The organism is Flavobacterium sp. (assembly GCF_035292545.1).
In the GTDB taxonomy this organism is placed as follows: domain Bacteria; phylum Bacteroidota; class Bacteroidia; order Flavobacteriales; family Flavobacteriaceae; genus Flavobacterium.
In genome coordinates, this window is record NZ_DATDPV010000079.1 from 24,754 (window position 1) to 31,147 (window position 6,394).

Genomic DNA, 6,394 nt, shown 5'->3' on the forward strand with positions numbered 1-6,394 from the left:
TATTATAAATCTAATAAATAAGCAAAAATTAACGGTGCCACAATGGTAGCATCCGACTCGATGATAAACTTAGGGGTTTTAATGTCTAATTTTCCCCAAGTGATTTTTTCGTTTGGAACAGCTCCGGAATATGATCCATAACTGGTTGTTGAATCTGAAATCTGGCAGAAATAACTCCAAAATGGGATATCATGCATTTCCATATCCTGATACAACATTGGTACTACACAAATTGGAAAATCTCCAGCGATTCCACCACCAATTTGAAAGAAACCAATCCCTTTTCCGGCACAATTTTTCGGATACCAGTCTGCTAACCACATCATATATTCCACCCCACTTTTTGTAGTGGTAGGTTTGAATTCTCCTTTAATACAATAAGAGGAAAAAATGTTCCCCATAGTACTGTCTTCCCAACCTGGAACTACGATAGGCAGGTTTTTCTCGGCAGCAGCCACCATCCAGGAATCTTTAGGATCAATTTCGTAATATTGTTCCAATACTCCGGAATTAATCATTTGATACATAAATTCATGTGGAAAATAACGTTCTCCTGCTTTATCAGCAGTATTCCAGATATTGAACAAATGAGATTGTAATCTTCTAAAGGCTTCTTCTTCAGGAATACAAGTATCAGTAACTCTATTGTAGTGATTTTCTAATAAATCCCATTCATCCTGAGGACTTAGGTCTCTATAATTAGGCACTCTTTTATAGGAGTTGTGTGCTACCAGGTTCATGATATCTTCCTCAAGATTTGCTCCGGTACAAGAAATAATATGTACTTTGTCCTGACGGATCATTTCTGCTAATGATTTTCCAAGTTCGGCAGTACTCATTGCTCCACCTAGTGTAATCATCATTTTACCGTTGTCCAGTAAATGTTCTTCATATCCTTTGGCAGCATCGACTAATGCAGCTGCATTAAAATGCAGATAGTGTTTTTCAATAAACTGACTGATGGGTCCTTTGCTCATTTTTCTGGGTTTAAAAATTAAAAAATCGAAAGATTGAAAAGCTGTTTTTCAAATTAACGAATTTTTAAATTGACTAATTGTTTATTTAACTAATTATTTTTTATCGTAACCTAATATTTTTAATACATCATCTGCTGTTTGTTGCTCAGAGAAAACTTCCGTAGCCAAAATCCCGTTTTCATCTCTGTCAATCAGGATATGTTTGGGTTGTGGAATCAAACAGTGATGTAATCCTCCATATCCACCAATGGTTTCCTGATAAGCGCCAGTATTGAAAAATCCGATATATAACGGTTTTTCCTTGTTGTATTTTGGCAAATAAATGGCATTCATATTCTGCTCAGAATTGTAATAATCATCGCTGTCACACGTCATTCCGCCTAATAAAACCCTTTCATATTGATCATTCCAACGATTGATGGCCAACATAATAAAACGCTTATTAATAGCCCATGTATCCGGTAGAGTGGTAATGAAAGACGAGTCAATCATGTTCCATTTTTCTCTGTCGTTTTGTTGTTTTTGATATAAGATTTGATAAATAGCACCACCACTTTCACCAACGGTAAATGACCCGAATTCGGTAAAAATATTTGGAACATCCACTTCAGCCTCTTCACAGGCAATTTTTATTTGATTGATAATTTCATCAATCATATATTGGTAATCGTACTCAAATGCCAATGAATTTTTGATAGGGAATCCACCACCAATATTCAAGCCATCCAACGAAGGACACTCTTTTTTTAAGGCAATATATACTTTAATACATTTTACCAATTCATTCCAATAGTAGGCATTATCATTAATTCCGGTATTGATAAAAAAGTGTAGCATTTTCAGCTCCAATTTTTTATTATCCTGAATTTGTTTTTTATAAAAGTTAACTATGTTTTTGTATCCGATACCTAATCTGGAGGTATAGAACTCAAATTTTGGTTCCTCTTCAGCGGCAATACGAATTCCAATTTTGAATTTTCCTTTGATTTGTGCCTGTAGCAAATCCAATTCTTCATAATTATCAATAATCGGAATGGCGTTTTTATGTCCGTTATTGATTAATCGTGCAATATTTTCAATATATTGGTCTCTTTTGAAACCATTACAAATCACATACGTGCTTTTATTGATTTTACCATTTTCCAATAAATTTTCGACAATATTAATGTCAAAAGCAGAGGAAGTCTCAATATGGATATTATTTTTGAAAGCCTCATTCATTATATATTCAAAATGAGAACTTTTTGTGCAATAGCAATAGTAATATTTACCTTCGTATTTGTTTTTTTCCATCGCATTTCGGAACCAGCCTTTGGCTCTGTTGATGTTTTTGGAAATTTGTGGCAAATAAGTAAATTTCAGAGGCGTTCCGTACTGTTCTACCAATTTCATCAAATCAATATTGTGAAACAGTAAATTGTCTTTGTTCAGGTTGAACTCCTCTTGTGGGAAATAATATGTTTGGTTTATTAAATCGGAATATTTTGTATTCATTTATTTGTCAGTAATTTAGATTAAAAGTAATTGAAAAAATTAAGTTAATCTAATTTTCAAACCCGAATATTTGCATAAATAATTTGCAGCTTCTCATGATAAATGTTTGAACTATGTAAAACGTCAAAATTTAGGATTCCCCTTACGGCAAAAAAGTTACCCCATAACCCTATATAAGAATTATTGTTTTTACTCTCGCAGAAAGAATGTTTGCTAGTATTTTTGTGTTTATTCATTAGGGCAAATGTAAAAAATAATATATCCCAATTGCAACCCTTTTAGCTAAAAAAATATTAAGATTTATAATCGGAAAAGGCTTTATTAATCAGTTCATTTTCAACTTCTTGATTTATTTTTACTTTTCCAATTCCATATAAAAGAACAAATTGAACCAAACCATACTCATTTTTTTTGTCATGAATGAGCAATTCCATGATTGGAATCAGGTCATTTTCTTCAAAAATAATGTCTTCAAAAATATTTTTAATGGTGCTTTTAATTTGGATATATTCTTCGGCAGAAATTAGATTTTTTTGCCAGGAAATATAACTTTCCAAAATCATTCCGGCAGCAATCGCTTCGCCGTGTAATAAGGTTTTTTTATTTTCATTTTCCAAAAAATAACTTTCAATGGCATGACCTAAAGTGTGACCGAAATTCAAGGCTTTCCGAATTCCTTTTTCAGTTGGGTCCTGCATAACAATATTATTTTTAATTTCAACCGAGGTATAAATCAACTGATCGAAATCGGCAAAATCAATTTTACTCAAATCCAAAAATAATTCCCAGTAAGTTTTGTCATAGATTAAACCGTGTTTTAGCATTTCGGCCAGTCCCGAACGCATTTCATTTTGCGGAAGCGTTTCAAGATATCGAGTATCAATCAAAACCATTTTAGGCGTGTTAATTACTCCGATCTGGTTTTTTAAATTTCCCAAATCCACACCATTTTTTCCTCCAACGGAAGCATCAACCATCGCCAATAAAGTTGTTGGAACATGAATAAAATCAATCCCTCTTTTGAAAGTGGAAGCTATAAATCCACCTAAATCAGTAACCACACCGCCACCTAAATTTATAATCAGGCTTTTTCGGTCCGCGCCTAATTCGGTCAAAACATTCCAAATTTCAACGCAGGTTTCTATATTTTTGAAACTTTCGCCTGCATCGAATTCAATGATTTCTATAGCCAGTTCGGTTTCTATATAAGGTAGAAAAGCGGGCAGACAATATTCATTAGTATTACTGTCAACTATAATGAATAGGTTAGAATACTTGTTTTCAGCCAAATGTTTATTGAACGCTTCATAGCCGTTTTCATTAAAATAAATACGATAATCGTTGGCTTGAATAAATTGCATAATTAGTTCAGTAATTTTGTTGTGTTTGATAAGACAAAATAAGGTAATTTTTGATTAAAATTTATCAAAGTCTATTTATATTTGTATAATTATTAAAAAACATATGGAAAAGATATTCAATAATACACAAGTTGCATTTTCATTAAAAAGTGATACCGAATTAGAAAGGGCGTATTTTCTTTTTAAATTGATTGATAATCAGCCGCTGGTTCGCATCGGAACTGCAGTTACGAATTTTGCCATCAAAGCACATTTACCTGTTGAAGGACTAATCAGAGCTACTGTTTTTGACCATTTTTGTGGCGGAATAAGTGAAGATGATTGTCTTCCGGTGGTTGATAAAATGTTTGCCAAAGGCGTTTCGTCGGTTTTGGATTATTCTGTCGAAGGAAAAGAAGATGAAGTTCATTTTGATGATGCGATGCAAATGACTTTGAAAATCATTGATTTTGCTAAAGAGAAAAAAGCCATTCCATTTGCTGTTTTTAAACCAACTGGTTTTGGACGTCTTGATTTGTATGAAAAAATAGGAGCCAAAATTCCATTAACAGTAACAGAACAAGCAGAGTGGGATAGAGTAGTGGCACGTTTTGACCAGGTTTGCAAAGTAGCCTACGAAAAAGATGTTGCGTTACTGATTGATAGCGAAGAAAGTTGGATGCAAGACGCAGCCGATGACATTGTCGAGGCAATGATGCGAAAATACAATAAGGAAAAACCGATTGTTTTCAACACGTTGCAAATGTACCGTTGGGATCGTTTAGATTATTTGAAAAAACTACACGAGCAGGCAAAAACAGAAGGTTTCTATATCGGGATGAAATTGGTTCGTGGTGCGTATATGGAAAAAGAAATAGAACGTGCAGTGGAAAAAGGATATTCGTCTCCAATTTGTGCTTCGAAAGAAGATACGGATGAAAATTATGACGCCGCTGTTCATTATATGATTGAGAACATCGATAAAATGTCGATTTTTGCCGGAACACACAACGAGTTGAGTTCTTATAAATTAATGGAATTTATGCAGGAAAGAGGCATTGCCAAAAATGACCACAGAATTTGGTTCGGACAATTATACGGAATGAGTGATAACATCAGTTATAACTTGGCGGCACATGGTTATAATGTAGCAAAATATTTGCCTTTTGGACCCGTTCGTGATGTGATGCCGTACTTGATCAGACGTGCGGAAGAAAATACATCGGTTGCAGGACAAACCAGTCGAGAATTGACTTTGATAAAAACGGAACGTGACAGAAGAAAGAATTCTAAATAATAAAAAAAGCCTCAAGTGATTGAGGCTTTTTTTATGAATTAATCATTTTTATAAGTTCCATTTTTTTATTCCTGAGGTCGATGCCTCCTTCGAGAATGGATTTTAAGTTGGCTAAGTAAAAAATCCACCCGTTGGAACATCCCAAATGGTATTGCACTTTTGAATTTTCGTCAGTTGGAATATTTTCCTGAATTACTTCAACGATAGTTTCGTCTATTTCAGAATATATTTTTACGGTAACTATACATTCTCCCGCAAAAGTGAATTGCAGTAAATCATGACCGTTGGCTTCCAGAATTCTTCCGGTTTCAACCAATTCATCTGAATAACCATGCCACATCCACTTGTAATTGTCGTTTTTTTGAATCGGCGTATTTCTATCTTTCAATAGGTCTTCAACATTAGAAAATTCGCCTAACCGCAAAAACCATTTCTCCATACCTTCTTGTGTAGTCCAATAATCGTAGATTTCTTGAATTGGTACTTTAATGTTAATGCGTCTCATGAATTTAGACCAATCATAATTTTCCATAATTCAAATTTTGAAGTTAATTTTTATTGTTGTCAAATAAGAAAATTAAAGATAGGAAAAAAAGATAATACGTTAGAAAACAAGCTATAAAAAACTCCATTGGCCGTGACGAATGGAGCTTTTTATATTTTTTTTGAATCTTAAAAATTGCTAAACTGTAAATGGCTTAAATTTTTGTACATCCCATTTTCTAAAGTAATTAATTCCTGATGAGTTCCCTGTTCTGTAATTTTCCCATGATCAAGCACCAGAATTTGATCTGCACTGCGAATAGTAGAAAGTCGGTGTGCAATAATAATACTGGTTCTTCCCTGCATTAAAATCTCCAAAGCTTCCTGAACCAGTTTTTCACTTTCACTATCTAATGACGACGTGGCTTCATCCAGAATTAAAATGCTTGGGTTTTTGAGTAATGCTCGTGCAATGGCAATGCGTTGTCTTTGTCCGCCGGAAAGTTTTATTCCTCTTTCGCCCACAATAGTTTCGAATTTTTCAGGAAATCCTTCGATGAAGTTTAAGGCATTGGCTTGTTTTGCAGCCAGGAAAATTTCTTCTTCGGAGGCATCCGGTTTTCCGTAAGCGATATTTTCTTTTATGGTTCCGCCAAATAGAATCACATCTTGCGGCACAATACTCATATTACCACGAAGATTTTCTAAATCATAATCGTAAATATTTTTGCCATCAACTAATATTTCGCCACCATCAACATTATAAAAACGCAATAACAAAGAAGCAATAGTTGATTTTCCTG

Annotated in this window: 6 protein-coding genes; 1 reads left to right on the forward strand and 5 read right to left on the reverse strand. The window is 34.0% G+C overall.

Annotated elements, in window-relative coordinates:
• Window positions 1-2 precede the first annotated feature (2 nt).
• The 3 genes from VI621_RS13505 to aroB all read right to left on the reverse strand — a co-directional run bounded on the left by VI621_RS13505 (window position 3) and on the right by aroB (window position 3,832).
• Entirely contained in the window at window positions 3-977 is a 975-nt protein-coding gene (locus VI621_RS13505) for a deoxyhypusine synthase family protein (protein WP_324218933.1), read from the reverse strand.
• Window positions 978-1,070: 93 nt separating this feature from the next.
• The gene (locus VI621_RS13510; RefSeq protein WP_324218934.1) at window positions 1,071-2,471 is read right to left on the reverse strand and encodes an arginine decarboxylase; all 1,401 of its coding nucleotides are present in this window, start codon (window positions 2,469-2,471) and stop codon (window positions 1,071-1,073) included.
• Between the two features lie 293 nt (window positions 2,472-2,764).
• Window positions 2,765-3,832: a 3-dehydroquinate synthase gene (gene aroB, locus VI621_RS13515; RefSeq protein ID WP_324218935.1), complete on the reverse strand. Its 1,068-nt coding sequence runs from the start codon at window positions 3,830-3,832 to the stop codon at window positions 2,765-2,767.
• Window positions 3,833-3,935: 103 nt separating this feature from the next.
• Here aroB and VI621_RS13520 point away from each other — a divergent pair, with 103 nt between their 5' ends.
• Entirely contained in the window at window positions 3,936-5,108 is a 1,173-nt protein-coding gene (locus VI621_RS13520; protein WP_324218936.1) for a proline dehydrogenase family protein, read from the forward strand.
• Between the two features lie 31 nt (window positions 5,109-5,139).
• Here the strand turns inward: VI621_RS13520 and VI621_RS13525 are convergent, their stop codons facing one another.
• Window positions 5,140-5,640 (reverse strand): SRPBCC domain-containing protein, encoded by a 501-nt coding sequence (locus tag VI621_RS13525; protein ID WP_324218937.1) that lies wholly within the window; start codon window positions 5,638-5,640, stop codon window positions 5,140-5,142.
• A gap of 140 nt (window positions 5,641-5,780) precedes the next feature.
• On the reverse strand, window positions 5,781-6,394 hold a 614-nt coding region (locus VI621_RS13530), incomplete at its 5' end, for an ABC transporter ATP-binding protein (RefSeq protein WP_324218938.1).